Genomic DNA, 25,827 nt, shown 5'->3' with positions numbered 1-25,827 from the left:
GGGACCTCGCATCTCCGGTACCGAAAGACATTAGGATTGCAACCATGACCGCCGATAGCACCGCCCGCGTCCGCCTGCGTGAACTGATCCAGGAACTGGCCATCGTGCACGAGAAAGTGACGCTGTCCAGCGGCAAGGAAGCCGACTATTACATTGACCTTCGCCGGATCACCCTGCACCACGAAGCATCCCAACTGGTGGGGCAGGTCATGCTGGAGTTGCTCGACGACGCCGGAATCGCCTTCGAGAGCGCCGGCGGCCTGACCATGGGAGCTGACCCCGTGGCCACCGCCGTGATGCACGCCGCGGCCCGCGACAACCGTGGCATTGACGCGTTCGTGGTGCGCAAAACCCAAAAGACTCACGGCATGGCCCGCCAGGTGGAAGGCCCGGACATTACTGGCCGGTCCGTCGTCGTGCTCGAAGACACCTCCACCACCGGTGGGTCAGCGTTGACCGCTGTTGAGGGTGTCCGGCGGGCCGGCGGCAAGGTGCAGGCAGTGGCGGTGATCGTCGACCGCGACACCGGGTCGAAGGAACGCATCGAGTCTGAGGCAGGGGTGCCGTACCTCTACGCCTTCGGCAAAGACGAGCTCGGTCTGGGTTAACACCCCCGACTCCCTATGACTGAGGACGCCGAACGGCTGCTTCGCTACGCGCACGGGATCAAGGGCATGTCCCGGCGCTCTTTCCTGGTCGGCTCCGGGTTCGGCCTCACCCTCGCCGCCGACCTGTTCCTGACAAGGCGGATCCAGGAGGAACGGGAGGAGCTGCAGCTCCTCCCGGTTGAGGATGAGGAGGCGGCGCGGCGGTTCCCCCGAACCCGATGGATCATCTTCCCCGGGTACAAAACGAGTTGGGAAGAGGGCGGCTGGATCGCCAACTCCCTTCGACCGGCCCTCGGGCAGCGCGGACAGATTTCAGTCATGGGGTACTCGAACCGGGGGCTGAATATCACCAACATTGTTGCCGCACTGAACCGCTATGTACGGATCTTCCAGGTCGAAACCCTCTACTTCTATGGGCACAGTTTTGGTGGGATGGTAGCCATCGAGGTGGCGTCGCAGCTGCGTGAGTTGGGGATCAACGTGAAGCTGATCATCCTTGACTCCAGTCCGCATTCCCGCACCGATGTGCTGGACCAGGCGGTGTTCGAGGGTGTGGTGCGGCTCTACGACGCCGGATACCGGGTGCCTACCGTGTTGAGGGGCGGATACGAGCTGGGAGAGCGGATCGTCAACAAGAACGAACGCAGCTGGCAGCAGGTCATGAACCAGACCCTCGAGCAACTGTCTCCGCTGGCGCCGTCGAGTTTGCTGATCCAGTCACAGTCGTCGTACATCTACCACTACAACGTCACCCGGTTCCAGGGCACCCTGGGGGATACCCAGATTGCCTTCATCGGCAACCCTAATGACAACACCGTGAACTACACGACGACCCGGCCGGGATGGGCTGAAGCGTTCCCGGACAACCTGGTGTCTGCTGACTACGTCACCGAGGGTGCGCTCCCAGCCCACGCGAGCCCGCAGTGGAACCCCTTGATCTATCAGGGCATCGTGGTGGCGCTGCAGGAGGAGTTCCTGCCACTCCCACGTGGCGGGTCGCTGCGAACCGTCTACTGACCGTTGAGTGTCTTCCGCAGTCGCGTCAGATCGTGGCGGTCCATGCCAGCTCCCGTCAGGAAAGCGTCAACGGTCCCGTATTCGCGGCGCAGCCCGTCGATGAACGTGGCCATGGCCGCAGCCGGGGAGGTGAGGATTACCGGCGGGTTGTCGAACGACATCCGTTCCGAACCGGATGGGGCGTTCCCCAGCCAGAGCTTCGCCAGCGCTGGCAGGATTTCGGGCAGGGCGCCCGTGGTGTGGGCGTAGTCCTGGATGATCAACTCGTCGGACACCCCGGCGACCAGGAGAACGACGGCGGTGATCACGCCCGTCCGGTCCTTACCAGCCGCACAGTGCACCAGCGTGGTCCGGCCCGCCACGATCGGTTCGAGGGCGCTGACCACCGCTCCCGGGCGGCTATGCAGCCAACCGACGTAGTAATTCCCCAGGTCCTCGGCGGTCAACAAGCCCATGGTCGATGCGGGGTTGGCCTCGGAGGGGTCGAGCGGTGCGGCGACGACGTCGATCCCGGCGTCGGCGGCGACCAGCCAGGGCACCATCCCCGCCTCACGTTCGCTGCGCAGGTCGACGATTGTCTCGATGCCCCGGCCGGCAAGGAACTCCATCGTCGCGACGAGGTCCCAGTCAAAGGGCTGGCTGGAACGGAACACCCGGCCCGGCGCGGGCGCCCTCGGATCGGAGGCGGTGAGTTGAGCGATGTCGCGCAGGTTCAGGATTCCCGCCACTGCCTACACCTGGTCGATCAGGTCGGCCACCGACTCCAGGATCTGGGCGGGACGGAACGGGTAGGCGTCGATGTCGGCGCGCTGGGTGATCCCGGTCAGCACCAGGACGGTGTGCAGTCCGGCCTCCATCCCCGCGATGATGTCGGTGTCCATCCGGTCGCCGATCATGGCGGTGGTTTCCGAGTGGGCGTCGATCTGGTTCATCGCCGACCGGAACATCATGGGATTAGGCTTGCCCACAATATAGGGGACACGACTGGTGGCGGCGGTAATCAGCGCCGCCACGGCGCCGGTGGCAGGAAGCGGCCCTTCCTTGGATGGCCCGGTCACATCCGGGTTGGTAGCGATGAACCGTGCACCGCCTTCCACCAACCGGATCGCCTTGGTGATGGCTTCGAACGAATAGGTGCGGGTTTCACCCAGCACCACATAGTCGGGGTGCTGATCGGTGAGCACGAAACCCGCGTTGTGCAACGCCGTCGTCAATCCGGCTTCGCCGATGACGTAGGCGCGTCCGCCCGGCAGCTGCTCCTTGAGGAACTGGGCCGTGGCGAGGGCCGACGTCCACAGGTTCTCCTCGGGAATTTCCAGGCCCGAGGCTTTGAGCCGCGCCGCCAGATCCCTGGGTGTGTAGATGGAGTTGTTGGTCAGCACCAAAAACCGTTTGGAGGTGGCCACCCAACGGTCAAGTAGATCGGCCGCGCCTGGGATGGCCTGGTTCTCGTGAACGAGAACACCGTCCATGTCCGTCAGCCAGCATTCGATGTGTTCGTTCTCGCGCATGTGATCTCTCCCTGCCGTCCGGGCGGTGCTATCGGTCCCAGTCTTTCACCTTAGGCTGGGAGCGTGAAAGAAAATCCCGAAATTCCGCTCATTCCGGTAGGTGTCGGGCCCTGGGAGGGTCAGTTGCCGGCGGGCAGCCAGTGGGACCCCGAACTGCTGGCGGCAGGTGACACCCGCAACGTCGTCGATCAGTACCGCTACTGGACGCACGACGCAATCGTCGCCGACCTCGATTCCCGCCGTCACAACTTCCACGTGGCGATTGAGAACTGGCAGCACGACCTGAACATCGGTTCCGTGGTGCGTACCGCCAACGCCTTCATGGCCAAGGAAGTCCATATCATCGGACGACGACGCTGGAACCGTCGGGGTGCCATGGTCACCGACCGCTACCAGCACGTGCGACACCACCCGACCGTCGAGGAATTTGTTACCTGGGCCAGCGGCGAGGGACTACGGATCATCGGGATCGACAACTTCCCGGACTCGGTGCCGCTGGAAACCTACGAGTTGCCGGAGAACTGTGTGCTGGTTTTCGGCCAGGAGGGACCGGGTCTGACCCCGGAAGTCCACGCCGCCGCCGATGCGACCCTGTCCATCGCCCAGTTCGGTTCAACGAGGTCCATCAACGCGTCGGCGGCTGCGGCGATCGCGATGCACGGGTGGGTTCGCCGGCACGTGTTCGGTCAGGGCGTCTAGCCTGGTCAGGTGAGGCCGTTTAGCGTGGTGGGGGGGCCAGCAACGGCCCCCGCCGTCAGGTTTGCCGGTTGCAAGCGGCAAACCCGACCCTCCGGGTCGTTTCTGCCGAACGAGCAGTCGAATAGGATGGAATGAGCGGTCCGTTACCCATCCCGCCTGTCTAATACGCATTCCACAGAGGAGTCCTTATGCCTATCGCAACACCTGAGATCTATTCGGAAATGATCGACCGTGCCAAGGCCGGGGGCTTCGCGTATCCGGCCGTCAACGTCACCTCTTCCCAGACCCTCAACGCCGCAATGCGGGGGTTCGCCGAGGCCGGATCCGACGGAATTGTGCAGGTCTCCACCGGCGGAGCAGCGTACTGGTCCGGTGCGTCGGTCAAGGACATGGTGGTGGGATCCCTGGGCTTCGCAGCCTTCGCCCACGAGGTGGCCAAGAAGTATGACGTGAATATTGCGCTGCACACCGACCATTGCCCCAAGGACAAACTGGACGCATTCGTCCTCCCCCTCCTTGCCGCATCGGAAGAGGCAGTCAAGCGCGGCGGCAACCCACTCTTCCAGTCCCACATGTGGGACGGCTCAGCGGAAACCCTTGAAGAGAACCTGCGGATCGCCAAAGACATCCTGCCCCGCGCGGCGGCTGCCAAGATCATCCTCGAGGTTGAGATCGGCACTGTCGGCGGTGAAGAGGACGGCGTCGAAAACGCCATCAACGACAAGCTGTACACCACTGTCGAAGACGCACTGGCCACCGTTGAGGCCCTGGGCTCCGGCGAACACGGCCGTTACCTCACAGCGCTGACCTTCGGCAACGTCCACGGCGTGTACAAGCCCGGCGGCGTGAAGCTCCGCCCCGAAATCCTCAAGGACATCCAGGATCAGATCGGCGCCAAGCTGGGCAAGGACAAGCCCTTCGACCTGGTGTTCCACGGCGGATCCGGTTCCTCAGCCCAGGAAATCTCCGACGCTGTCTCCTACGGCGTCATCAAGATGAATATCGACACCGACACGCAGTACGCATTCACCCGACCCGTGGTGGACCACATGCTGAAGAACTACGACGGCGTGCTGAAGGTCGACAACGAGGTTGGCAACAAGAAGGTCTACGACCCACGGGTGTGGGGCGCCGCAGCCGAGGCCGGTCTTGCAGCCCGCGTGGTCGAGGCCGCAGCATCACTGGGGTCCGCCGGGAAGAAGCTCTAGCATGTCGGACGAATTCCGCCGCAACCTCCTCGGCCCCGAGCCCACCCTCCTCCCCGAGGAAACGGACCTGGGTGCACGCCTCGACGCCGGCGACGAGGCGGTAGACCTCGCCGCCAAGTACCCGACGTCGTCGCTGGTGTGGGCCATCCTCGCGGATGAGGCCTACGCCGAGGGGCGCACCATCGAGTCCTACGCGTACGCCCGAACCGGGTACCACCGCGGCCTCGATGCGCTGCGGCGGAACGGATGGCGGGGCACCGGCCCGGTCCCGTACTCGCATGAACCCAACCGTGGGTTCCTCCGCTCGCTGTACGCGCTGGGCAGGGCTGCGGCCTCCATCGGTGAAATGGACGAGGCGGAGCGCATTGCCAAGTTCCTCGGCGAATCCGATCCGGAAGCCAGCAGGCAGCTCGGCAACTGAAGGTGAAAAAACTAGGTTGACGGCCGCTTGATGCTGGTCACTACGGTGACCAGCATCGGCGCGGCCGGGGCGGAGCTGAACCCGAACCGCACCGGTGGGGACAGCCGGGCGAGTGCGCCCTGGTCCCTGCCGTGCCAGCGCACCGACGCGGCCGCAATTTTCACCGCCGCCGTCACCCCGTAATACTCGGTGCGGCCGTTGCCCGCCGAACCCGCCGTCTGTACCCCCGGCATCACCAGACCGGCCACCGGGTTGATCAGGCTGAGCCAGCGCGGTGACGTTGCTACCCGGGCGGGAACGAGGCTGAGCAGCCGACCGAGCCCTGTCACGCCGCCAAGGTCGGCGGTCAGTTCGAGCGGCCCCGCTGACACCGTCAGCCGATGCTCGTCGAGTGTGGAGACCACGTCCACCACCTGAATCTGATCGAACGTGTAGGTAGCGCTGACGTAGTCCGCGACGGCCTGGTTCGGCGCGAGCAGGGTGCGCCGGCCGCCGTCGTCCTCCACCATGACGTCGGTAAAGGCGCCCAACGGCGAATCCGCCCACAGGCCAACGACCAACCGGATTCCGGCGGCGGTACCAACTCCCGCAATGTTGCCAACAAATCGATCCATGATCATATTCTCCCCTCCCGGTGCGCCCCAGGTGGCATCATGAGCCTATGCAGACGAACCGGATGGAACTGGTGTGGGTGGCGCTCGCCGCCGTGCTCGCGTTCTTCTTTGTCCGGGCCGGGATCGAGAAGGTCATGGGGGACCCCGCCGCGCTGCTCCCGTTCCAGGAATCCGGGCTTCCCGGCTGGACTGTCTACCTGACCGCTGCCGGCGAATTCATCGGGAGTGCTGCCCTATTCGTTCCCAGGGTGCGCACCCCGGGAGCGTTGCTGCTCGTTCTTGTCATGACCGGCGCCGCGGTGACGAACATCGTCAACGGTGACGTGGGGTACCTGTGGACCAACGTACTGCTGGGCGCTGGTGCCATGGTGCTGGCCTGGCAGGGGCGAAGCCACCTGCTGAACCCACTCCGGCGGGACAATCGTCCGGGCTGAGGAGCTCGAGGCTTCCGGGACCCAGAACAGGTCAAGAAGTCGGTTGTGGATGCCGCTGCCGGAGCCGGGTAATCATCAAGCCGAGCGTCAACGGGATCTGTTGCTAAACTTGGGTGGTAAGAGCCCCAGATCTCTTGCCGCAACGCACTGAGGTCTTGGGGCATTCTCATGCACTTCTGGCGGCATCGGCACGGTGTCCGGATGCCGCCGCAACGATGGGGGAGGATCCCATGCCAGCGATCGTTATTGTCGGAGCCCAGTGGGGCGACGAAGGTAAAGGCAAAGCAACAGACCTACTCGGCGGGCGGGTTGACTACGTCGTCAAGCCAAACGGCGGGAACAACGCGGGGCACACCGTCGTCGTCGGCGGTGAAAAGTACGAGCTGAAGCTCCTTCCCGCAGGCATCCTGAGCCCCAACGCGATCCCCATCATCGGCAACGGCTGCGTCATCAACCTTGAGGCACTCTTCGAGGAGATCGAGGGGCTCGAGGCGCGCGGCGCCGACACGTCCAAGTTGCGTATTTCGGCGAACGCGCACCTGGTCGCTCCGTATCACCAGGTGCTGGACAAGGTCACTGAGCGGTTCCTGGGCAAGCGGGCCATCGGCACCACCGGGCGCGGCATCGGTCCCGCCTACATGGACAAGGTGGCACGGCTGGGGATCCGGGTCCAGGACGTCTTCGACGAGTCGATCCTGCGGCAGAAGGTTGAAGGCTCACTCGCCCAGAAGAATGAACTCCTGGTCAAGGTGTACAACCGGCGTGACGTGGAGGTGGAGGAAGTGGTCGAGTATTTCCTCGGCTTCGCCGAGCGCCTCCGGCCGCTGGTCATCGATTCCACCTATGTGCTGAATGAGGCGCTCGACGCCGGCAAGGTGGTGCTCATGGAAGGCGGCCAGGCCACGTTCCTGGACGTGGACCACGGCACCTACCCGTTCGTGACGTCGTCGAACCCCACCGCGGGTGGCGCATCGGTCGGCTCGGGGATTGGCCCTACCCGGATCAGCCGCGCAGTGGGCATCATCAAGGCCTACACCACGCGCGTCGGCGCCGGTCCCTTCCCCACCGAACTCTTCGACGACATGGGCATGTACCTGCAGACGAAGGGCGGCGAGTTCGGTGTCAACACCGGGCGTCCACGCCGCTGCGGTTGGTACGACGCCGTCCTGGCCCGCCATGCGGCCCGCGTCAACGGCTTCACCGACTACTTCGTGACGAAGCTTGACGTGCTCACCGGGATCGAGCGGATCCCGGTTTGCGTGGCGTACGACGTCGACGGCGTCCGGCACGATGAGATGCCGATGACCCAGACCGATTTCCACCACGCCGAACCCATCTTCGAGTACTTCGAGGGCTGGACCGAGGACATCACCACCGCGCGGACTATCGATGACCTGCCCGATAATGCGCAGGTGTACGTTCGGGCGCTGGAGAAGATGTCAGGTGCCCGGTTCTCGGCCATCGGCGTGGGTCCCGACCGGGACCAGACCATCGTCATCAACGACCTGATCGGTTAGGGAACCGGTTGGGCCCCGCTGGCGACGACACCGGTCGGCTGCTTGAGGACGCCATCCGACGGCTCCTCGACGAGCGGGCCCCCGAGGCGACGATCTGCCCATCGGAGGCTGCCCGCGCAGTATCCGACGGGCGGTGGCGGGACCTGATGGAGGCGTCCCGGGACGCTGCCAAGCGGTTAGTTGCCGCCGGTGAGGTGGAGATTACGCAGGGCGGAGCGGTCATCGATCCGTCCACCATCAAGGGACCGATCCGGATTCGGCGCCGTCGCGCCTAAACGCTTACATTTCGGTCCGCCTCGCCGACAGTTCAGTGAGGAGCCGACGACCACCCGTATCCAGGCCGTCGCCCACACAACTTTTGAGGGGCGGAAATGGCGCCGACGGCGTTTTCTGAGCGAGCCTTTCCCGCTCACCGGCGGCAGCCGTGAGCGCCGCCGGGCTGGACTATCAGGCGCTCTTCGATCATGCCCCCTGCGGCTACCTGCTGGCCCACGCCGTCGGGATTAAGGCGGTAGCCGAGGGCGTCGAAACCGAGGGGCAGCGTCAGGCCCTGATCGGGCTCGACTGCGACCTGGCCCAGGGATATCACTACGCCCGGCCACTTCCAGCCGACGAACTGGCGTCATGGTTCGCGTTGGAATCCCCTGACCGGACGCCGGTCAGTCCCGGTGCCGCAGCCCTCTAGCTGCGGTACCACCTGCCTTAGAGGTTGATCGTGATGTCAGCTTCCTCGCGGAGGCTGGATATCAGGGACTCCGCTGCGGCGGATTCCTTCTGGGTCTGGAGCTGCTCCTCGAGGGCTGGCCGTGCTTCCTCGAACGGGGGAACCTCGGTCTCTTCGCCGCTCTGGGCGTTCTGCTCTTCCTGCTGGGCCACTGCCTCGTCGTAGGCGGTGGTGAGCTCCTCCTCGGAGGGTGCGGAGTCCCCGGCCTCTTCCTGGATGAGCTGTTCCACCTGGACCTGGGTGGCGAGCTGGTCGTTGACTGTCGCCTCGTCCATGCCCTGCTCGGCGAGCGCTGCATAGAACTCCTCGGCCGAACCAAGCTGGTTGGCTGCTACGAGCTCATCAAGTGCTGCGGTAGTTGCTTCGTCGCTTGCCTCAATTCCGCGTTCGTCAGCTTCCTGAACCAGCAGTTCGGTGCCGATCATTCCCTCGATGGTCTGGGTTTTGAGCTCATCCTGGTCGACAGCTTCCCCGGACATCTGAGACTGGATTGCGGCCTGCTCGTACTGGGCGGTGTAGACCGATTCGAAGTCCGCCTTCAGGATTTCGGTGCCGTTGACCAGCGCCACGACGTCAGGCACGCCTTCCAGATCGGCGTCGGCGACCTCGGGGGCCGCTTCGGGCGCTGCGCTCTCATTGGCGGGGGCCTGCGACGTCTCGGATCCCGACTCGCTGCCGTCTTCGGGGGTGCCGCATGCGGACACCACCGAGACAATTCCGGCCAAGGCAATACTCAGTAAAAACTTCTTCCGCACAATATTCTCCTGCCAGATAGATAACCAACCTGCGAAGGTATCAGTCCTCTATGAGCGTTAGCTGGGCGTCACCGTTCGACGGCGGGGTCGCACTGTCCGGGTCGCACTGTCGGGACTGGGCCCGGACTACCAGCCCCAGGTGCCGGGGGCGCCTTTGAAAGGCCCGACGATGCGGCTGGTGATCCAGCCGCCGTAGAAGTCGCCCTCCTGCGCCGTGACCACTTCACCGTCAATAAGACAGCGGTCCATTGCTCCCGGATAAATCGCTACCCGGGTTTGCAGTGCCTCGAAGCCGGGGGTGGGGGTTGGGTAGGTCCACCCGGCGCGGGGTGCGCGGTGCTGCCCGCTGACGACGTCGTAATACGCTGCCATCCCCTTGTACTCACACAACGATGAGCCCTCCACCCGAGCCAGGGCGCCGGCGACGAAGTCGTCCATCGGAACGTAGTACACCGGGGGGTGGCTGGTTTCCAGGACCCGGACCGAATTGGTGCTGTCGGCGATCACCATACCTCCGAACTCAATCATCACCCGCTCGGTGGTGGGCTCCAGCCGTGGCGGTCGCGGGTAGTCCCACACTGATTCCTGGCCGGGGCCGGGGACGATAGGTTGCAGTGTCATAACCCAACAATAAGACGTTCAGGCATTCGGTAGGCTGTGAGGGCACCTATTTCATGACTGAAAGCGGCGACGATGAAGATCAGCGTTGGGCAGTTCCGACCGGGCGGTAGCGTCTCGGACAACCTCAAGACCATGCGTGGGCTTGCCGAACAAGCGCGTTCCGAAGGGTCCGAGCTGATCGTCTTCCCCGAGGAATCCATGTTCTCCATCGGGAAGGTGGAGGGTTCGCTGGCGGCTGCCGTCGACGAAAACTGGTCGACCTTCGTGCAGCAGCTGTCCTTCATCGCCGTCGAGCTCGGCATAGCCATTGTTGCTGGCGGGTATGAGGGGAGCGGCGAGGACCGCCCCTACAACACGCTGGTCCTGGTGGATGCCACGGGGAAGATTGTTGACACCTACCGCAAACTTCACCTCTACGACGCTTTCAGCTATCAGGAGTCCACCCGGATCAAACCCGGCGACGGCGGCATCAAGGTGGTTACGATCGGTGACCTGTCAGTGGGGCTCATGACCTGCTACGACATCCGCTTCCCGGAACAGGCACGTGCGCTCGCTGACCGTGGGGCGGATCTGATCCTGGTGCCGGCCGCCTGGTTCAAGGGCGATCACAAGGTGGATCATTGGGAAACCCTGCTGAAGGCCCGCGCCATCGAGAACACCGTCTGGATCGCGGCAGCCGGGACCTCGAGCGGGCATACCATCGGGCACTCGGCGATCCTCGACCCCATGGGAATCCCGCAGGTCTTCCTCACCGACGAGGAAGAGGGAGTGGTCACCACCAACGTGTCACGCCGACGGATCGCCGACGTCCGCGAGTTCCTGCCCGTGCTCAAGAACCGCCGATTCGCGCGCAACGAGGAAATCGTCGAGTCCCACTAGCCCAGCCACCCTGCCCCCAACCAACGGGATCGAGTCAACAGGAATAGCCACTTTTCGGGGCGATTCCTGTTGACTCGATGGGGGTGTGGGATGGGGCTAGATGATGGGTGGGGCTAGGCGGTAACCTGCCGCTTCGACGAGATCACTCCGGTGTTGAAGCCAGCCAGGTTGAGTCCACCGTGGAACCGCGCGTGCTCAATCTTGATACAGCGGTCCATTACCACGTTCAGGCCCGCCTCCTCGGCGTCGTGCGCAACGTCCTCATGCCAGGACCCCAACTGCAGCCACAGCGTTTTCGCGCCAACAGCCTTCGTCTCCTCAAGGACACTGGGCAGATCATCGTGCTTCCGGAACACGTCGACGATGTCGGGGACCTCCGGTAGGTCGGCCAGGGACGCGTAGACGGGCTGCCCCAGAATCTCCTTCGCCACCGGGTTCACGAAGTACAAGCGATAGGGCGACGACGACTGCAGGTAGGTGGCCACGAAGTACGACGCGCGGGACGGCTTATCCGATGCCCCAATGATCGCCACCGACTTGGCGTGACGCAGGAGCGAGAGTCGTTCAGGGGCGGACGGGCCCTCCCAGGTCCGTGCCGTTTCCAGATCGGCGCTCATGCGGTGGCTCCCTCGTGCGGAGTAGGTGTTGAGCCCTGCGGGGTTGCAGTGGCAAGGTCCAGTGCCTGGTCGATGTCCCACAGGATATCGTCCAGGTCCTCGAGTCCGATCGAAATCCTGACCAGGTCCTCGGGGATGCCGGCCGTGACCAGCTGCTCGGCGGACAGCTGCTGGTGCGTGGTCGAGCCGGGGTGGATGACCAGGGTGCGGGCATCGCCCACGTTGGCCAGGTGTGAGGCCAGCTGCAGCGACTCAATAAACTTCTGCCCTGCCGCCCTGCCCCCTTTCACCCCAAAACTGAAGACCGACCCGGGCCCCTGCGGCAGGTACTTGGCGGCCCGCTCGAAATGCCGGTGCGAGGGGAGGCCCGCGAAGTTCACGTACTCCACCCGAGGGTCGTTCTCCAGCCACTCAGCGACCGCCTGGGCGTTGGACAGGTGTTCGTCCATCCGCTGGGCCAGGGTTTCCACGCCCTGCAGCAGCTGGAAGGCCGACATGGGGGAGAGGGACGGCCCGATGTCCCGCAGCTGCTCGGTGCGCAGCTTGGTCAGGAAGCCGTACTCGCCGAAGTTGGCCCACCACTGGATATTGCCGTAGGACGGGACCGGCTCGGTCATGGTGGGGAACCGGCCGTTACCCCAGTTGAAGGTTCCGGCCTCGACGACAACGCCGCCCAGGGTGGTCCCGTGCCCACCGATGAACTTGGTGGCGGAGTGGATCACAATGTCGGCGCCGTGCTCGATGGGCCGGATCAGGTAGGGGGTGCTCAGGGTGGAATCGATGATCAGCGGCACACCGGCGTCGTGGGCGATCTTCGCTAGCCCCTGGATGTCGGCGATTTCACCCGAGGGGTTCGCGATCACCTCCGCGTAGACGGCCTTCGTGTTGTCCTGGATGGCCGCAGCATAGTCAGCGGGATCCGTGCCGGGGACGAAGGTGGTGTCAATGCCGAACCGGCGCAGGGTCACATCGAGTTGGGTGACCGTGCCGCCGTAGAGCTGCGACGCGGCGACAATATGATCCCCGGCCTGGCAGAGGGCCGCGAACGTGATGAATTCGGCGCTCATGCCCGACGCCGTCGCGACCGCCCCGATGCCACCCTCCAGGGACGCGATCCGCTCCTCGAACGCGGCGACCGTAGGGTTGCCGATCCGCGAATAAATGTTGCCGTACTTTTGGAGCGCGAAGAGGTTGGCGGCGTCGTTCGTGTCCTTGAACACGAACGAGGTCGTCTGGTAGATGGGTACCGCTCGGGCGCCGTGGGCCGAGTCGGGGGTGCCACCCGCGTGAAGAGCGCGTGTACGGAAACCGAAGCTGCGATCAGCCATCAGACACCTGCCTTAATCTGGTTGTCAACATTGAAATCTAGGCCCTCTTTACGGGCGAGGTCCGCTTCGAGTTCGCGGACGATGGGGAGGATGTCCTTGCCGAAGGCTTCGACCTCCTCCTGGAAGTGGAGGTAGCAGGTCAGCATCAGGTTCACGCCGATTTTCTTGTACTCGACGATCCGCTCGGCGATCTGCTCGGGGGTGCCGATCAGCTGGGTCTTGAAGCCGTCGTTGTACTGGATCAGGTCCTCGAAGGACGAGTCCGCCCACATACCCTTGCCGTCCTTGGTCGAGGCACCGGCTTCCTGCACGGCGCCCCGGAACCCCTCCACCGCCGGTTTGTGGGCCTTGGCCACGATCTCGCGGAGCGTCTCGCGGGCTTCCTTCTCGGTATCGCGGGCAATCACAAAACCGTTGAGCCCGAACCGGGGGTGGCGGCCGACGTCGGCCGCTGAGGCCTGCACGCCGGCGATATTCTCCTTGAATCCCTCGAGGTCCTTGCCGTTGGAAAAGTACCAGTCGGCCACCCGGCCAGCAGTGGCCTGCGCCGCCGTCGAGTTCCCGCCGAAGAAGATTTCAGGGTGTGGACGCCCGGGCACGTCGACGGGCGGCGGGTTGAGGGTGAAATCGGTGATGTTGTAATACTTGCCGGCCTGGGAGAAGTTCTGCTCGGTCCAGAGGCCGCGGAGGATCCTGATGAACTCTTCGGTGCGGACGTAGCGCTCGTCGTGTTCCAGCCACGGCAGCCCGAACCCGGTGAACTCACTCTTCAGCCAGCCGGACACAATGTTCACCGCCGCCCGACCACCAGAGATGTGGTCAGCGGTGATGATGAACTTCGCCAGGACTCCGGGCTGCCACATGCCGGGGTGGACGGCGGCGATCACCTTCAGCTTTTCGGTCGCACCGAGCAGCGCCAGGGAGAACGACGTCGCCTCATGCTGCTTGTCGGCGCCGTACGACGCCGCATACCGGGTTTGCGAGAGGGCGTACTCGAAGCCGGCGTCCTCCGCGATGCGGGCCAGCTTCTTGTTGTACTCGAAGTCCCAGCTGGTGCGCTGCTCAATGGTGGAGACCACCAGGCCGCCGCTCACATTGGGCACCCAGTACGCGAACTTCAGGGGTTGGGAAAGGTCAATAGCCATAGTGGTCCTCCATCGTGCCTGGCATTAGCACCCTAATGTCACTGCCGTGGGCAGTGGCCAGGGTTGCTGCGGTGTCAATGAGCCAGATCTCTCAACCGCTCGGGATGGTCCCCACCAGTGTGACAGTCCTCTCACGGTCGACCAACATTGTTGCTCTCCGTTGCGGGTTGTCCCTCCGGTGGGGTTTGCTGGCGGGGTCACGGTGACGCCCTTGCGGCCAGTGCGGCAGCGATGCCGGGCACGCACGCCTCGTTCTGCAGGGAAGTGGTGTCACCCAGCGTTGTGTTCTCGAACAGCTGCGTCAGGAGCCGGCGCATGATCTTGCCGGACCGGGTCTTCGGGACGTCCGCGACGACGACGACGGCGGCCGGCTTGGCGATCGGCCCGATCACCGCCGCGACGTGGTCCCGCAAGACCCGGCTCACCTCCTCCGCCGCGTGCGCGCCGGCCCCGTGGGACGCAGCCAGCACCACGAAGGCGGCAATCGCATGGCCGGTCCGCGGATCGGAGACCGGACAGACGCCGGCCTCGACCACCCACGGGTGAGCAACCAGGGCCGATTCAATCTCGATGGTCGAGAGCCGGTGGCCTGACACGTTGAGCACATCGTCGACCCGGCCGAGGATCCAGGTGTCGCCGTCGTCGTCGTTCCTGGCCCCATCACCGGCCAGGAACCAGCCCTGGGCGGCGAACTTTCGCCAGTAGGAATCCAGGTAGCGCTGCGGGTCGCCCCAGACGGTGCGCGCCATCGCCGGTCCGGTGCGGTCCACGACGATCAGGCCCTGCTCACCGGTGGGTACCGGGTTTCCGGCGTCGTCGACAATCCGGGTGCTCACGCCGGGGAGGGCGCGGGAGGCAGAACCGGGCTTGAACGAGGGGTCAGTGGGGCGGGGAGAGAGGATGGTGGCGCCGGTTTCTGACTGCCACCAGGTGTCGACGACCGGTGCGGTGCCAGCCCCGAGGTGCTCCCTGAACCAGCGCCAGGCCTCGGGGTTGGTGGCCTCACCGACGGTGCCGAGGAGACGGATCGAGGACAGATCGTAGCTGGCAGGCACGCCGTCCGGGAACCAGCCCATCAGCGACCGGATCAGGGTGGGGGCCGTGTAATAGCTGGTCACCTTGTAACGCTGGATGATCTCGAAGTGCCGCCCCGGATGTGGGGTGTTGGGAGTGCCCTCGAAGATCACCTGGGTGGCGCCGTTGGAGAGCGGACCGTAGATCTCGTAGGTATGGGCGGTCACCCAGGCAAGGTCGGCGGTGCACCAGTGGACGTCCTGGTCCCGCTGCGACGGATCGGGGTTGCTGAACAGGTAGGCGAAACTCCACGACGCCTGGGTCAGGTACCCACCGGAGGTGTGCACCAGGCCTTTCGGCTTACCCGTGGTGCCGGAGGTGTACATGATGAACAGGGGAGTCTCGGCGTCGAACGCCTCGGCAGCGTGATGCGGGGACGCGGCGCCGACGGCGTCATGCCACCAGACGTCCCGGCCCTCGGTCCACTCGATGTCGCTGCCGGTGCGGCGGATCACCAGAACATGTTCGATGCTGTTGGAACCGGACACGGCCTGATCGGCGTTGGTCTTGACCGGCACCGCTGCGCCGCGCCGGTACTGCCCGTCAGTTGTGACCAACAGTTTGGCGCCGGTGTCCTCAACCCGGAAGCGTAAGGCTTCAGCAGAGAATCCGCCGAACACCAGTGAGTGCACCGCCCCGATTCGCGCGCACGCCAGGGTGACCACAATCGTTTCGACGAGCACGGGTAGGTAGATCACCACGCGGTCGCCCTTGCCGATCCCGAGGTTCAGCAAGGCGTTGGCGGCGCGTGACACCTCCTCCTGCAGGTCCGAGTAGGTGACCGTTCGCTGGTCCCCGGGCTCACCCTCGAAATGCAGGGCGACCTTGCTGCCCAGCCCGGCATCCACGTGCCGATCCACGCAGTTGTGGGCCACGTTGAGGCGGCCCCCCGCGAACCACTCGATCACCGGGACGGTGAGCTGCCCGTCGGCGCCACCCGATACCGGCCGGGCTGGCTGAAAGCTGTGCGCCGTGGACCATTCGGCAGCCCAGTCCAGCCGGCGCGCCTGCTGTTCCCAGAACGCCAGGCGGTCCGTCTCGGTCAGGGGGTCGGCCTCCTGAAGGCTCACGCCCATCGCCGGACCGCCCACTTCTCGGCGATCCCCAGGAGGGCATCGGTGGTTTTGCCGATGATCGCCAACAGGATGATCGCCAGGAAGATCCTGTCCACCCGTCCGTTGTATTGTGAATCACTCAACAGGTATCCGAGCCCCAGCGAGGAGGCAATCAGTTCAGCCGCGACCAGGAACAGCCACGCCTGGGCGAGGCCCAACCGGAGACCGGAGAACACTGATGGAATCACGGCCGGGAGTTGCACCGTGGTCAGCAGTTTGAAGCCCTTCAACCCGAACGCCCGGCCGGCCTCCACCAGGTTCCGGTCCACGTGCCGGAGCGCGAGGTACACGGTGGTGAAGACGGGGAAGAAGGCGCCAATGAGGATCAGCGTGATCTTTGAATCCTCGCCGATCTTCATCCACAGGATGAGCAGCGGCACCCAGGCCAGGGACGGGACAGCACGCAAGGCGCCGATGGTGGGAGCGAGCAGCGCGTCCGCGATCCGGGACAGCCCGACGAGTGAGCCGATCGCGAGGCCCAGGGCGGCGCCGAAGGTGAAGCCCAGCAGTACCCGTTGGGTGGAGATGCCGATGTGGGTCCACAGCTCGCCGCGCTGGATCAGTTCGACTGCCGCATTGAGCACCGCCGCGGGCGGCGGCACCTGGACGGCGCTGAACAGGCCGGTGACGGAGTTCAGCTGCCAGACGGTGATGATCAGCCCGGGCAGGATCAGCCCGAGGAGCAGACGCACCCAGCCACGCCGCAGCGGGCCGGTCTGGGACCATCCATGTGCCGGTCCGCCCCGTTCGGGCGGCGGCTGGGTGGCGTCTGCCGTTGCCACGGTGGAGCCGGAGGCTTCCAGGGAAGTCTGGCTCACGCCCGTGACGCTGTTCCCGGTCACGTACGGATTCCCGATGTGGGTCATGAGGAGGCCTCAATCGCCGTGGGATCCGCGTTGCGCACCAGGGAGTCTTCAAAGAGGGTGTCGAGCGCTTCGTCAACCTGTTCCTGGCTGGAGACGTCACCGGATTCGACGAACACCGGACCGATCTTCTCCAGCACAGCCCGCTGCGCGTCACCCGGGATGGGGTCAACGTCCAGGTTGGTGCGGTCGATGATGACCGCGTTGGCGATTTCGACGTCGATCCCTGCCACCTCGGCGAGGATCTTGGCCGTCTCTTCGGGGTTCTCGATGGCCCACTCGCGGGCCTTCTCGTAGGCGTTTACGACGGTCTGGGCCAACTCGGGGCTCTCCGCCAGGAAGTCTTCGGTGGCGTTGAGGAAGCCGTAGGTGTTGAAGTCGATGTCCCTGAAGAACAGGGTGGCCCCATCCTGTTCGGCCGAGGCCATGATCGGGTCGAGGCCCGACCAGGCGTCCACCGATCCGTTGGCGAGGGCGGCCCGGCCGTCGGCGTGCTGCAGGTTCTGCACCGTGACCTCGGAGGGATCGACGCCGCCGGCCTCGAGCGCCTGCAGGAGGAAGAAGTAGGGGTCGGTGCCCTTCGTGGCGGCGATCGATTTGCCCCGCAGGTCCTCTATCTCCTGGATGTCCGAGTCAGCGTTCGTGACCAGCGCCGACCATTCCGGCTGGGAGTAGATGTCGATCGTCTTGATCGGGGAGCCGTTGGATCGGGCGAGCAAGGCAGCGGAACCGGCGGTGGAACCCACGTCGATGGCTCCGGCGCGCAGCGCCTCGTTCGCCTTGTTGGACCCGGCGGACTGGATCCAGTTGACGGTGACGTTTTCATCCGCCAACTCGTCCTCCAGCCACCCCTGTTCCTTGATCACCAGGGACAGCGGGTTGTAGGTGGCGAAGTCAATGTTCAGTTCGCCGCCCGCGGGGGCGGCCGCGCCGTCGGCGTCCTCACCGGCCATGCATCCCGTCAAGGCGAGGGAGGCGACGGCGGCCAGTGACGCGGCGCCCAGAAAGGTGCGGCGGGGGTGGGGTGCTGGTTGGCGGTTCATGAGTGTCCTTCGGTGAGACGGGTCGTCTGAGACGAGTTGGGTGAGACGAACAAAAGGGTGGGTACGGTGTGACACAGCGGGTAGGCCGTGCAGGGGTGGGTGAAAAGAGAAACCCGGAGGGCAGGGGAAGGCGCGGCCTAGTGGCCGGTGACTCCCAGGGAGGCGAGCAAGGAGCTGCGCATTCGGCCGAGGTCGGCCGCGTTGCGGTCGCGGGGGCGGTCGCCGGGGACGGTGAGAACCTCGGTGATGGTGGCGCCCGGCAGGTTGCCTTCGGTGCCCAGGACGATGATGCGGTCTGCCAGTTGCAGCGCCTCGTCGACGTCGTGAGTGACCAGTAGCACGGTGGTGGGTTGGGCTCGGTGGATGTCGAGCAGGAGATCCTGCATCTTGATCCGGGTGAGAGCATCAAGGGCGCCGAACGGCTCGTCGAGGAGAAGGACGCCGGGGTTGCGGGCCAGGGCACGTGCCAATGAGGCTCGCTGTGCCATTCCGCCGGAGACTTCCCGCGGACGGTGCTTGGCGAACGAAGCAAGTTCGACCAGTCGCAGCAGCTCGGCTACTTTGGCTTTGCCCACGCTGGCACTCGACGCCTTGGGCAGACCAATGGCGACGTTGGCCTGCAGGGTGTGCCAGGGCAGCAGCCGGGGTTCCTGAAAGGCGACGGCGCATCGTTCGTCGATGCCGTGTACCTCGGTGCCGTCAATCAGGACGGACCCGGCGTTGAGGGAGTCCAACCCGGCGGCAGCCCGCAACAGGGTGGATTTGCCGCAGCCGCTCGGGCCGAGGATGGCGAGGACCTCGCCAGCGTGCACTTCGAAGTTGATGTCCCGCAGGACGGTCCGCCGATCGGAGGCGGCACCGAAGCTTCGGCCGAGGCCGGCGAAGGTGACGTTGAGTGCCTGTTTGGTGGGCACAGTGGTTGACTGTGGTGATGCCAGAACGGTCATAGGATTAACTCCATCGGTCCTGGCGGTAGCACCCTACTGTCACCGGTTGGCCGCTGCACTTACGTGCTGCAGATGGTCAGCCGGATGGCCAGGGTTGCTGCGGCTTCATCGATCCAGGTCTCTCAGCCGCTCGGGATGGTCAAGCACTACTAAACTCCTGTGCACGGGTTCTCCGCAAGTGTTGGCGTAACAATCCGACCGATTACAGCGAAAGGGCACACCATCATGGCACACAGCAACGATCCTGAAGTGATCCGCACGCTCCTCACAACTCCCGCCCGCTGGGCGGTGGTCGGACTCTCCAACAATCCCCGGCGCGCTGCGCTCGGAGTCTCACGGTTCCTGATCGACCACCTGGGGATGGAGGTGATCCCCGTCAGTCTCAAGGGCGACGACGTCCATGGGCGCACTGGCTATCGGCGACTGGCGGATATCCCCGGGACCATCGACGTCGTCGACTGCTTTGTGAACTCCTCAAAGGTGGGAGCGGTGGTGGACCAGGCCATCGAGGTGGGCGCGAAAGCGGTCTGGCTCCAGCTAGGGGTCATCGACGAGGCGGCCGCTGACCGCGCGCGGGCGGCGGGGCTCGACGTCGTCATGAACACCTGCCCGGCCATCGAAGCGCCACGCTTCGCCCGCTGACGACGGCGGCAGACTACATCTTCTGGTAGCGGGACCGGATCACCATAAACACACCGTAGGCGATCAGACCAACGGCGACGACCCCCAGAATCCAGGCGCCGTACGGCTGAGCCTGCAGGGACTTCAAGGCCCCGTCCAGGCCGGTGGATTCTTCCGGGTTGTTCTTGACCGTTGCCACGATGAACAGCAGGCCCAACACCAGCAGCGCCACTCCCTTGGCGATGTAACCGACCATGCCGAGCCGGATGACCGCGGTCCTGGCGCCGTGGCCGGGCAACCCGGACAGGTTCTTGGTGAAGTGTCTTGTGGCCCCGCTGTAGACGAAGTACCCGCCAACCACCATCACACCCGCCCCGACCGCCATCAGCAGGACCGAACCCGCCGGGTTGGACATGAGGGAGGCGCTCAGATTCTGGGTGCTTTCGCTGCTGTCGCTGCTGCCACCCGACGCATAGGTGGCGAACGTTCCGCCGATGACACCGTAGGTGATCGCCTTGGCGCCGTTCTTCGCGCGGAATTTGAGCTTGTCGGAGTCCTTCATGCCGCGGGCCCCGAAGAAGACTTCGCTGAGCATAAAGAGGGCAAGCGCAATAGATCCGATGGCGCAAGCCCAGAGGAGCATGGCGCCGCCGGGGCCGTCGCCGAGCGCGCTGATCGCACCGCTTTGGTCGGCACTGCCGGATCCTCCCAGGGCCACCCGGAGGGCAATGACGCCGATCAGAAGGTGCAACAGGCCGGCAGCGATGTAGCCGGCGCGTGCCGCGATCTCGAAGGCCTTGGAATCCGATACGTCCTCGGCCGTGTCCACTGCCTTATCAGCCTGGCGTTTTGCCTCGCCCATGGTGCGCTCCTGCGGTTGGTTTTCTCCTATCCTGCCATTCTTTGGCAGTAAGCTCGGCCCATGAATGGAGTTGTTCTGCGGGAGTTTTGCCTGGCACTGCCGGGTGCCTTCGAGGACTTTCCCTTCGGGCCCGCAGCGTCGGTGTTCAAAGTGAGGGCGGCGTGCGGTGCTGCAAAGATGTTTGCCTTGTCCGACCTCTCCGCTCCCAACTTGTCGGTCAGCCTGAAATGCGAGCCGCAGCTTGCCGAACAACTCAGGGCCGCGCACCCGGAGATTGTTGGGGCCTACCACCTCAATAAGACTCGCTGGAACGGGGTTTCATGCACCGGGAACCTTCCGGATGCGATGATCCGCGACATGATTGAGGATTCCTACGATCTGGTGGTGGCCTCCTTGCCGGCACGGGATCGCGAAACGCTCGGCTGGAGCAGATTGGCAGCAGATGGTAAAACCTGATTTCACGTATGAGCCGCTCGGACTGAGCCAGCGGAACGAATCCCCGCCCGGGTACCGGGTGGTGGACCGGCGGGTCCGGGTCGGAACCGGGTATGCGGCCTACACCCGGCTCGCTGATGGGATTCTGTCCTGGCAGCTGCATCGGGGCGCCGGGTTGAGGGTTCCGCCGGGCCAGGGACGGGCTGCGGTTGGCCGGGACGTGGTTCCCGCCTTCGGCGTCGGCCCGCTGCGGCTGCCAGCGCCGTGCCGGGTGGTGTGGACCGAGGAACCGGTCGAGGACGACGGCGGGGCCCAGCGTGCCGGTTTTGGGTACGGCACGCTGCCGGGCCACCCGGAGCGCGGTGAGGAAGCGTTTATGGCTGTCCTCGAACCGGACGGTGCCGTCTACTTCGAGGTGTTCGCCTTCAGCCAGCACGCCAACTGGTTTTTCAAACTGGGCGCACCGGTCGCCCGGTTATCTCAGGAGTTCGTTACCCGCCGGTACCTTTCCACCGCGCAGCGGCTGGCCAGCTAGCTTCCGGGCCCCTGATCCGCGGGCGTCCGAATCCGCTAGCGCCCCGAATCCGCTGGCGTCCGAATCCGCTAGCGCCCCCGATCCCTGCAAACGCCCCAGATATCGGCGGACGCCCCTGAAATATCGGGGGCGTTCGCCGTTTTGTGGGGCGACTGCCGGGATCGGGCGCGGTGGACGGTCAGGCGAAGTGGTTCGGCAAGGTGGCCTCGTGGGCGGTCCGCAGTTCGTCGAGTGGCAGGGTGAAGTGGCCCTGCACGTCGAGGGCTCCGTTCTCCGCATCGACCACACCAATCCGCAGGTGCGGGTAGTTGCGTGCCGTGCACATGTCGTTGAACCGCACTTCTTCGGAGCGGGCCACGCTGACGACGGCGCGGCCCTGGGACTCGGAGAACAGCGCGGTGAACGGGTCAATGCCGTCGCGCTCGCAGAGCTCGTCGATTCCGATCCGTGCGCCCACCCCGAAGCGCAATGCCGCCTCTGACAGCGCTGCCGCAAGACCGCCCTCGGAGAGATCATGGGCGGCGTCGATCATGCCGTCACGGGAAGCGTTGATCAGGATGGCGGCGAGGGTCTTCTCGGCCGTCAGGTCGGCGACCGGAGGTTGCCCACCCAGATGGCCGCGAAGATTCGCCCACTCCGAACCGTCCAGCTCGTCCCGGGTGGTGCCGAGCAGGTAGATGGCCTGCCCGTCGTCGCGCCAGCCCGAGGGGGTGCGGCGGGCGACGTCGTCAAACACGCCGAGAACGCCGACCACCGGGGTCGGGTGAATCGGCACGCCGCCGGTCTGGTTGTAGAGGGACACGTTGCCGCCGGTGACCGGGACGCCGAGCTCCTGGCAGGCATCGGCGAGGCCGCGCACGGTTTCGGCGAACTGCCACATCACCTCGGGGTCCTCAGGGGAGCCGAAATTCAGGCAATCGGTGACCGCCAGCGGCTTGGCGCCGGTGGTGGCGACGTTCCGGTAAGCCTCGGCGAGGGCCAGACGGGCGCCCTCGTAGGGGTTGAGGTAGGAGTAGCGGCCGTTTGCGTCGGTGGAGATGGCGACGCCGAGGCCGCTCTCTTCGTCCACCCGGACCACGCCCGCGTCGTCGGGCATGGCGAGGGCTGTGTTGCCCTGCACAAACCTGTCGTACTGGTTGGTGATCCAGTCCTTGGAACACATGTTCGGCGAAGCCATCAATTCCAGTACTGCGGCGCGCAGGGTGTCGCCGTCAGCCGGCCGGTCGCCGTCGAACGCGTTCTCCTGCAGCGCGTCGAGCCAGGTGGGGCGGTGGAAGGGCCGGTGGTAGACGGGGCCGTCGTGGGCGACGGTGCGGGGATCGACGTCGACAATCTTTTCGCCGTCCCATTCAATGATGAGCCGGCCGGTGTCGGTGACCTCACCGAGCCACGAGTACTCAACGTTCCACTTGTCCATGATGGCCTCGAACGCCGCGGCGTTGGCCGGGGTGACCACGGCCATCATGCGTTCCTGCGACTCGGACATCAGGATCTCGCCCGGTGTCAGGGAAGGATCGCGCAACAGCACATCGGTCAGCTCGACGTGCATGCCGCCGTCGCCGTTGGAGGCCAGTTCGGAGGTGGCGCAGGAGATCCCGGCGGCGCCAAGGTCCTGGATGCCTTCCACCACCGAAGCCTTGAACAGCTCAAGGCAGCACTCGATGAGGACCTTCTCGGCGAACGGGTCTCCCACCTGCACGGCGGGGCGCTTGGAGGGCTTGTCGGCGTCGAAGGACTCGGAGGCCAGCACCGAGGCGCCGCCGATGCCGTCGCCGCCGGTGCGGGCACCAAACAGGACCACCTTGTTGCCCACGCCCGAAGCGTTGGCCAGACGGATGTCCTCGTGCCGCAGGACGCCGACGGCGAGTGCGTTGACCAGCGGATTGCCCTGGTAGACCGAGTCGAATACCACTTCACCGCCGATGTTGGGCAGGCCGAGGGAGTTGCCGTACCCGCCGATGCCGGACACAATGCCGTGCACCAGGCGGGGGGTGTCCGGGTGGTCGATCGCACCGAACCGCAGCGGGTCCATGATCGCGACCGGGCGTGCGCCCATCGAAATGATGTCGCGCACAATGCCGCCGACGCCGGTCGCTGCGCCCTGGTAGGGCTCGACGAAGGAGGGGTGGTTATGGGACTCGACCTTGAAGGTGACAGCCCAGCCATCACCGATGTCGACGACGCCGGCGTTCTCGCCGATGCCTACCAGGAGGTGTTCCTTCATGGCGTCGGTGACCTTGTCCCCAAACTGCGCCAGGTGCACCTTCGAGGACTTGTAGGAGCAGTGTTCACTCCACATCACCGAGTACATGGCCAGCTCGGCGGCGGTGGGGCGGCGGCCGAGGATTTCGACCACCCGGTCGAATTCGTTTTCTTTCAGGCCGAGCGCGGCCCAGGGGAGTTCGACGTCGGGAGTCTCTTGGGCGTGGGCCACGGTGTCGATGTTGAACTTGCGGGCTTCGGCGGGCGCGGCGGAGCTATTGAGGGTCACTTACTTAACCAGCTTCTTCAGTACAGAGGTGAATATTCCCAGTCCGTCGGTGCCACCGCGGACACCGACCTGTCCGACGGCCGACGAATCGGGGCCAAACCCGGCTTCGACTGCGTGTTCAGGGTGTGGCATCAGGCCCACAACATTCCCGGCAGCGTTGGAGATGCCGGCAATGTCCCGGCGGGACCCGTTGGGGTTGCCGCCGACGTAGCGGAAGACGACCCGACCCTCACCCTCCAGCTCGTCGAGGGTGCGTTCGTCAGCAACGAACTGTCCGTCCTGATTCTTCAACGGAACCACGATCTCGTCGCCCGCAGCGTAGGAAGCGGTCCACACGGTGTCAGCATTCTCCACCCGCAACCGTTGGTCCTGGCAGAGGAAATGGAGGTGGTTGTTCTTGATCATCGACCCGGGCAACAGATGGGCCTCGGTCAGGACCTGGAAGCCGTTGCAGATTCCCAGCACCGGCAGCGCGTTCTCGCCACCCGATGCTGCGGCGGTGATCTGTTCCATCAGCGGAGCGAACCGGGAGATGGCACCGGCGCGCAGGTAGTCGCCGTAGGAGAAACCGCCCGGAACGACGACCGCGTCAACGCTTTGCAGGTCGTGGTCACCGTGCCACAGCGGGACTGCGGTGCCGCCGGCGAGGCGAACCGCCCGCGCAGCGTCGCGGTCGTCAAGGGAGCCGGGGAAGGTGACTATGCCGACCCGGACTGAGTCGAGCGTCGAGTTGAGGGTGTCGGCTTCCAGGGTCACTGCTCGCCCTCGGCGGATCCCTCGGGGAGCACCTCAACGCGGGTGACATCCTCGATCACCGGGTTGGACAGCAAGGTGGTGGCCGCGGTCCGCGCCTGTTCCAGCAACTCTTCGGTCACCTCGCCGTCGACAGTGAGTTCAAAGCGCTTTCCCTGGCGGACCCCTGAGAACCCGGTAAAGCCCAGCCGGGGCAGTGCGCCGGCAATGGCTTTGCCCTGTGGGTCAAGGATCTCGGGTTTGGGCATGACGTCGACAACTATCCGGGGCATCCGGTAACTCCTGGGCTCAAGGTGCGTTAAATGCAGTGGCTTCGGAGGTGCCGTCTCACGCTGAGGAATGTGGTGAATCCAGCGCTCCGCGAGCTTGCCTTACCAGTCTAACGGGGATCGCCTACCAGCTGTGATTTTATCTGTGCAGCTTACGAAATGCCGGCGGTGGTCACAGGGCGCCGGTGCCGCCCGGGGTCCCGAGCAGCGGTTCGAACATGCTCCACCTGTCGATCTCACAACCGTTCTCACGGGAGAAGGACGCGTCGATCTGTTCGCCGTCGAGGGTGCCGGTCACGACGGCGGTTTCCGGTCCTCCGTACTGCATCGTGCACATGGCGTCGGGGTCCGGCTCCGTCTTGATCAGGTCGCCGTGCGCCGCCAGCACCGCGCAGGCCGCAGCTGGATCCGGTAACGCCGACTCGCCGACCGGGGCTCCGGCGGCACAGGCCAACTCGTAGGTGACCGGTTCGACGTCGTCGCCGGCTGACACGATCACTGTGAGCTGGGAATCGGCGGTGGCCTCGTCTCCGGGGGATGCTGACGCTTCGGGCGTGCCCGCCGTAGCGTCTGGGGTCGGTGCGGTGCTGGTGGACCCAGTCGCCGGGCCGCCGCTTTCGGCACCGCATCCCGCAAAAGCCAGGAGCAGTACGCCTGCACCGAGGAGAAGATTCACCCGCGACAGCTGGTGTCGGGGTTGGTGTTCGCGGATCATGGGGGC

The 25,827-nt window shown here is 65.1% G+C and carries 30 protein-coding genes and 1 riboswitch; of the genes, 13 read left to right on the top strand and 17 right to left on the bottom strand.

The annotated features are described in order from the left end of the window. Positions 1–44: 44 nt before the first annotated feature. A complete protein-coding gene (pyrE, locus tag ACX80Z_RS12980) occupies positions 45–608 on the top strand; it encodes an orotate phosphoribosyltransferase (RefSeq protein ID WP_019483296.1) in 564 nt (187 codons plus the stop codon). Positions 609–623: 15 nt separating this feature from the next. Continuing rightward, entirely contained in the window at positions 624–1,625 is a 1,002-nt protein-coding gene (locus ACX80Z_RS12975; protein ID WP_459316149.1) for a thioesterase domain-containing protein, read from the top strand. Here the strand turns inward: ACX80Z_RS12975 and ACX80Z_RS12970 are convergent. Further along, entirely contained in the window at positions 1,619–2,353 is a 735-nt protein-coding gene (locus ACX80Z_RS12970; protein WP_459316148.1) for a tyrosine-protein phosphatase, read from the bottom strand. The genes ACX80Z_RS12975 and ACX80Z_RS12970 overlap by 7 nt on opposite strands. Before the next feature lie 3 nt (positions 2,354–2,356). Beyond that, positions 2,357–3,136, bottom strand: coding sequence for an HAD-IIA family hydrolase (locus tag ACX80Z_RS12965; RefSeq protein ID WP_019483293.1), 780 nt, complete (start codon positions 3,134–3,136; stop codon positions 2,357–2,359). Positions 3,137–3,199: 63 nt separating this feature from the next. On the opposite strand from ACX80Z_RS12965, the gene ACX80Z_RS12960 reads away from it, so the two are divergent. The 3 genes from ACX80Z_RS12960 (at position 3,200) to ACX80Z_RS12950 (ending at position 5,464) form a co-directional block, all read left to right on the top strand. Beyond that, on the top strand, positions 3,200–3,835 hold the full coding sequence (locus ACX80Z_RS12960; protein ID WP_459303485.1) for a TrmH family RNA methyltransferase: 636 nt from the start codon (positions 3,200–3,202) through the stop codon (positions 3,833–3,835). Positions 3,836–4,023: 188 nt separating this feature from the next. After that, positions 4,024–5,043: a class II fructose-bisphosphate aldolase gene (gene fbaA / locus ACX80Z_RS12955; RefSeq protein WP_019483291.1), complete on the top strand. Its 1,020-nt coding sequence runs from the start codon at positions 4,024–4,026 to the stop codon at positions 5,041–5,043. Between the two features lies 1 nt (position 5,044). Beyond that, positions 5,045–5,464: a DUF3151 domain-containing protein gene (locus ACX80Z_RS12950; protein ID WP_019483290.1), complete on the top strand. Its 420-nt coding sequence runs from the start codon at positions 5,045–5,047 to the stop codon at positions 5,462–5,464. A gap of 11 nt (positions 5,465–5,475) precedes the next feature. On the opposite strand, the gene ACX80Z_RS12945 is transcribed toward ACX80Z_RS12950, so the two are convergent. Further along, entirely contained in the window at positions 5,476–6,078 is a 603-nt protein-coding gene (locus ACX80Z_RS12945) for a hypothetical protein (protein WP_459316147.1), read from the bottom strand. A 47-nt stretch (positions 6,079–6,125) separates the two neighbouring features. On the opposite strand from ACX80Z_RS12945, the gene ACX80Z_RS12940 reads away from it, so the two are divergent. From ACX80Z_RS12940 to ACX80Z_RS12925, 4 genes are all read left to right on the top strand, one after another. Next, complete coding sequence (locus ACX80Z_RS12940) at positions 6,126–6,512, top strand: DoxX family protein (protein ID WP_019483288.1); 387 nt, start codon at positions 6,126–6,128, stop codon at positions 6,510–6,512. 230 nt (positions 6,513–6,742) lie between these two features. After that, positions 6,743–8,029 carry an adenylosuccinate synthase gene (locus ACX80Z_RS12935; protein WP_459316146.1) on the top strand — a complete coding sequence of 429 codons (1,287 nt, stop codon included), beginning with the start codon at positions 6,743–6,745 and terminating at the stop codon, positions 8,027–8,029. An 8-nt stretch (positions 8,030–8,037) separates the two neighbouring features. After that, positions 8,038–8,304, top strand: coding sequence for a DUF3253 domain-containing protein (locus tag ACX80Z_RS12930; protein WP_459316145.1), 267 nt, complete (start codon positions 8,038–8,040; stop codon positions 8,302–8,304). Positions 8,305–8,453: 149 nt separating this feature from the next. Further along, on the top strand, positions 8,454–8,714 hold the full coding sequence (locus ACX80Z_RS12925; RefSeq protein WP_459316144.1) for an EAL domain-containing protein: 261 nt from the start codon (positions 8,454–8,456) through the stop codon (positions 8,712–8,714). Positions 8,715–8,731: 17 nt separating this feature from the next. Here ACX80Z_RS12925 and ACX80Z_RS12920 read toward each other — a convergent pair whose 3' ends face one another. Further along, complete coding sequence (locus ACX80Z_RS12920) at positions 8,732–9,508, bottom strand: SurA N-terminal domain-containing protein (RefSeq protein WP_459316143.1); 777 nt, start codon at positions 9,506–9,508, stop codon at positions 8,732–8,734. Between the two features lie 126 nt (positions 9,509–9,634). Continuing rightward, complete coding sequence (locus ACX80Z_RS12915; protein ID WP_459316142.1) at positions 9,635–10,129, bottom strand: DUF427 domain-containing protein; 495 nt, start codon at positions 10,127–10,129, stop codon at positions 9,635–9,637. A gap of 72 nt (positions 10,130–10,201) precedes the next feature. Here ACX80Z_RS12915 and ACX80Z_RS12910 point away from each other — a divergent pair, with 72 nt between their 5' ends. Further along, positions 10,202–11,008 carry a carbon-nitrogen hydrolase family protein gene (locus ACX80Z_RS12910; RefSeq protein WP_019483282.1) on the top strand — a complete coding sequence of 269 codons (807 nt, stop codon included), beginning with the start codon at positions 10,202–10,204 and terminating at the stop codon, positions 11,006–11,008. 113 nt (positions 11,009–11,121) lie between these two features. Here the strand turns inward: ACX80Z_RS12910 and ACX80Z_RS12905 are convergent, their stop codons facing one another. The 7 genes from ACX80Z_RS12905 to ACX80Z_RS12875 form a co-directional block, all read right to left on the bottom strand. After that, complete coding sequence (locus tag ACX80Z_RS12905; RefSeq protein ID WP_019483281.1) at positions 11,122–11,625, bottom strand: CoA-binding protein; 504 nt, start codon at positions 11,623–11,625, stop codon at positions 11,122–11,124. After that, positions 11,622–12,953 (bottom strand): O-acetylhomoserine aminocarboxypropyltransferase/cysteine synthase family protein, encoded by a 1,332-nt coding sequence (locus ACX80Z_RS12900; protein WP_019483280.1) that lies wholly within the window; start codon positions 12,951–12,953, stop codon positions 11,622–11,624. The genes ACX80Z_RS12905 and ACX80Z_RS12900 overlap by 4 nt, the downstream gene beginning before the upstream one ends. Next, on the bottom strand, positions 12,953–14,098 hold the full coding sequence (sfnG, locus tag ACX80Z_RS12895; protein WP_019483279.1) for a dimethylsulfone monooxygenase SfnG: 1,146 nt from the start codon (positions 14,096–14,098) through the stop codon (positions 12,953–12,955). Before sfnG ends, ACX80Z_RS12900 begins: the two co-directional genes overlap by 1 nt. 6 nt (positions 14,099–14,104) lie before the next feature. Continuing rightward, positions 14,105–14,209: riboswitch (SAM riboswitch) on the bottom strand. Between the two features lie 86 nt (positions 14,210–14,295). Then, positions 14,296–16,248, bottom strand: coding sequence for an acetate--CoA ligase (gene acs / locus ACX80Z_RS12890; protein WP_459316141.1), 1,953 nt, complete (start codon positions 16,246–16,248; stop codon positions 14,296–14,298). Then, entirely contained in the window at positions 16,239–17,153 is a 915-nt protein-coding gene (locus ACX80Z_RS12885; protein WP_459316140.1) for an ABC transporter permease, read from the bottom strand. The genes acs and ACX80Z_RS12885 overlap by 10 nt, the downstream gene beginning before the upstream one ends. Continuing rightward, complete coding sequence (locus ACX80Z_RS12880) at positions 17,150–18,193, bottom strand: aliphatic sulfonate ABC transporter substrate-binding protein (protein WP_019483276.1); 1,044 nt, start codon at positions 18,191–18,193, stop codon at positions 17,150–17,152. The genes ACX80Z_RS12885 and ACX80Z_RS12880 overlap by 4 nt, the downstream gene beginning before the upstream one ends. Positions 18,194–18,330: 137 nt before the next feature. Then, positions 18,331–19,140 (bottom strand): ABC transporter ATP-binding protein, encoded by an 810-nt coding sequence (locus ACX80Z_RS12875; protein ID WP_459316139.1) that lies wholly within the window; start codon positions 19,138–19,140, stop codon positions 18,331–18,333. Between the two features lie 225 nt (positions 19,141–19,365). Between ACX80Z_RS12875 and ACX80Z_RS12870 the strand changes: the two genes are divergently transcribed. Further along, on the top strand, positions 19,366–19,782 hold the full coding sequence (locus tag ACX80Z_RS12870) for a CoA-binding protein (protein ID WP_459316138.1): 417 nt from the start codon (positions 19,366–19,368) through the stop codon (positions 19,780–19,782). A gap of 13 nt (positions 19,783–19,795) precedes the next feature. On the opposite strand, the gene ACX80Z_RS12865 is transcribed toward ACX80Z_RS12870, so the two are convergent. Continuing rightward, positions 19,796–20,623, bottom strand: a complete 828-nt coding sequence (locus ACX80Z_RS12865) for a DUF1206 domain-containing protein (RefSeq protein ID WP_459316137.1) — start codon at positions 20,621–20,623, stop codon at positions 19,796–19,798. Between the two features lie 60 nt (positions 20,624–20,683). Here ACX80Z_RS12865 and ACX80Z_RS12860 point away from each other — a divergent pair, with 60 nt between their 5' ends. Then, positions 20,684–21,079: an MmcQ/YjbR family DNA-binding protein gene (locus ACX80Z_RS12860; protein ID WP_459316136.1), complete on the top strand. Its 396-nt coding sequence runs from the start codon at positions 20,684–20,686 to the stop codon at positions 21,077–21,079. Next, a complete protein-coding gene (locus tag ACX80Z_RS12855; RefSeq protein WP_459316135.1) occupies positions 21,066–21,593 on the top strand; it encodes a DUF1990 family protein in 528 nt (175 codons plus the stop codon). Before ACX80Z_RS12860 ends, ACX80Z_RS12855 begins: the two co-directional genes overlap by 14 nt. Positions 21,594–21,771: 178 nt before the next feature. Here ACX80Z_RS12855 and purL read toward each other — a convergent pair whose 3' ends face one another. The 4 genes from purL to ACX80Z_RS12835 all read right to left on the bottom strand — a co-directional run bounded on the left by purL (position 21,772) and on the right by ACX80Z_RS12835 (position 25,821). Further along, a complete protein-coding gene (gene purL / locus ACX80Z_RS12850; RefSeq protein WP_459316134.1) occupies positions 21,772–24,084 on the bottom strand; it encodes a phosphoribosylformylglycinamidine synthase subunit PurL in 2,313 nt (770 codons plus the stop codon). Next, a complete protein-coding gene (gene purQ, locus ACX80Z_RS12845; protein ID WP_459316133.1) occupies positions 24,085–24,840 on the bottom strand; it encodes a phosphoribosylformylglycinamidine synthase subunit PurQ in 756 nt (251 codons plus the stop codon). Continuing rightward, positions 24,837–25,109 (bottom strand): phosphoribosylformylglycinamidine synthase subunit PurS, encoded by a 273-nt coding sequence (gene purS, locus ACX80Z_RS12840; protein ID WP_459316132.1) that lies wholly within the window; start codon positions 25,107–25,109, stop codon positions 24,837–24,839. The genes purQ and purS overlap by 4 nt, the downstream gene beginning before the upstream one ends. A 169-nt stretch (positions 25,110–25,278) precedes the next feature. After that, complete coding sequence (locus ACX80Z_RS12835; RefSeq protein ID WP_459316131.1) at positions 25,279–25,821, bottom strand: SSI family serine proteinase inhibitor; 543 nt, start codon at positions 25,819–25,821, stop codon at positions 25,279–25,281. Between the last annotated feature and the right edge of the window lie 6 nt (positions 25,822–25,827).

The sequence above is a fragment of the Arthrobacter sp. TMT4-20 genome (assembly GCF_054510775.1).
Note: the sequence above shows the minus strand (reverse complement) of the source record. Positions and strands in the feature narration are given on the sequence as shown.

Bases quoted from the DNA above. Each gene is read 5' to 3' on its own strand.
- ACX80Z_RS12910 (WP_019483282.1), top strand. From the start codon at position 10,202: ATGAAGATCAGCGTTGGGCAGTTCCGACCGGGCGGTAGCGTCTCGGAC.
- acs (WP_459316141.1), bottom strand. From the start codon at position 16,248: ATGGGCGTGAGCCTTCAGGAGGCCGACCCCCTGACCGAGACGGACCGC.
- ACX80Z_RS12945 (WP_459316147.1), bottom strand. From the start codon at position 6,078: ATGGATCGATTTGTTGGCAACATTGCGGGAGTTGGTACCGCCGCCGGA.
- ACX80Z_RS12870 (WP_459316138.1), top strand. From the start codon at position 19,366: ATGGCACACAGCAACGATCCTGAAGTGATCCGCACGCTCCTCACAACT.
- ACX80Z_RS12905 (WP_019483281.1), bottom strand. From the start codon at position 11,625: ATGAGCGCCGATCTGGAAACGGCACGGACCTGGGAGGGCCCGTCCGCC.
- ACX80Z_RS12835 (WP_459316131.1), bottom strand. From the start codon at position 25,821: ATGATCCGCGAACACCAACCCCGACACCAGCTGTCGCGGGTGAATCTT.
- ACX80Z_RS12950 (WP_019483290.1), top strand. From the start codon at position 5,045: ATGTCGGACGAATTCCGCCGCAACCTCCTCGGCCCCGAGCCCACCCTC.
- purS (WP_459316132.1), bottom strand. From the start codon at position 25,109: ATGCCCCGGATAGTTGTCGACGTCATGCCCAAACCCGAGATCCTTGAC.
- ACX80Z_RS12975 (WP_459316149.1), top strand. From the start codon at position 624: ATGACTGAGGACGCCGAACGGCTGCTTCGCTACGCGCACGGGATCAAG.
- ACX80Z_RS12940 (WP_019483288.1), top strand. From the start codon at position 6,126: ATGCAGACGAACCGGATGGAACTGGTGTGGGTGGCGCTCGCCGCCGTG.
- ACX80Z_RS12885 (WP_459316140.1), bottom strand. From the start codon at position 17,153: ATGACCCACATCGGGAATCCGTACGTGACCGGGAACAGCGTCACGGGC.
- ACX80Z_RS12965 (WP_019483293.1), bottom strand. From the start codon at position 3,136: ATGCGCGAGAACGAACACATCGAATGCTGGCTGACGGACATGGACGGT.
- ACX80Z_RS12900 (WP_019483280.1), bottom strand. From the start codon at position 12,953: ATGGCTGATCGCAGCTTCGGTTTCCGTACACGCGCTCTTCACGCGGGT.
- ACX80Z_RS12860 (WP_459316136.1), top strand. From the start codon at position 20,684: ATGAATGGAGTTGTTCTGCGGGAGTTTTGCCTGGCACTGCCGGGTGCC.
- sfnG (WP_019483279.1), bottom strand. From the start codon at position 14,098: ATGGCTATTGACCTTTCCCAACCCCTGAAGTTCGCGTACTGGGTGCCC.
- ACX80Z_RS12865 (WP_459316137.1), bottom strand. From the start codon at position 20,623: ATGGGCGAGGCAAAACGCCAGGCTGATAAGGCAGTGGACACGGCCGAG.
- pyrE (WP_019483296.1), top strand. From the start codon at position 45: ATGACCGCCGATAGCACCGCCCGCGTCCGCCTGCGTGAACTGATCCAG.
- ACX80Z_RS12880 (WP_019483276.1), bottom strand. From the start codon at position 18,193: ATGAACCGCCAACCAGCACCCCACCCCCGCCGCACCTTTCTGGGCGCC.
- ACX80Z_RS12855 (WP_459316135.1), top strand. From the start codon at position 21,066: ATGGTAAAACCTGATTTCACGTATGAGCCGCTCGGACTGAGCCAGCGG.
- ACX80Z_RS12875 (WP_459316139.1), bottom strand. From the start codon at position 19,140: ATGACCGTTCTGGCATCACCACAGTCAACCACTGTGCCCACCAAACAG.
- fbaA (WP_019483291.1), top strand. From the start codon at position 4,024: ATGCCTATCGCAACACCTGAGATCTATTCGGAAATGATCGACCGTGCC.
- ACX80Z_RS12915 (WP_459316142.1), bottom strand. From the start codon at position 10,129: ATGACACTGCAACCTATCGTCCCCGGCCCCGGCCAGGAATCAGTGTGG.
- ACX80Z_RS12935 (WP_459316146.1), top strand. From the start codon at position 6,743: ATGCCAGCGATCGTTATTGTCGGAGCCCAGTGGGGCGACGAAGGTAAA.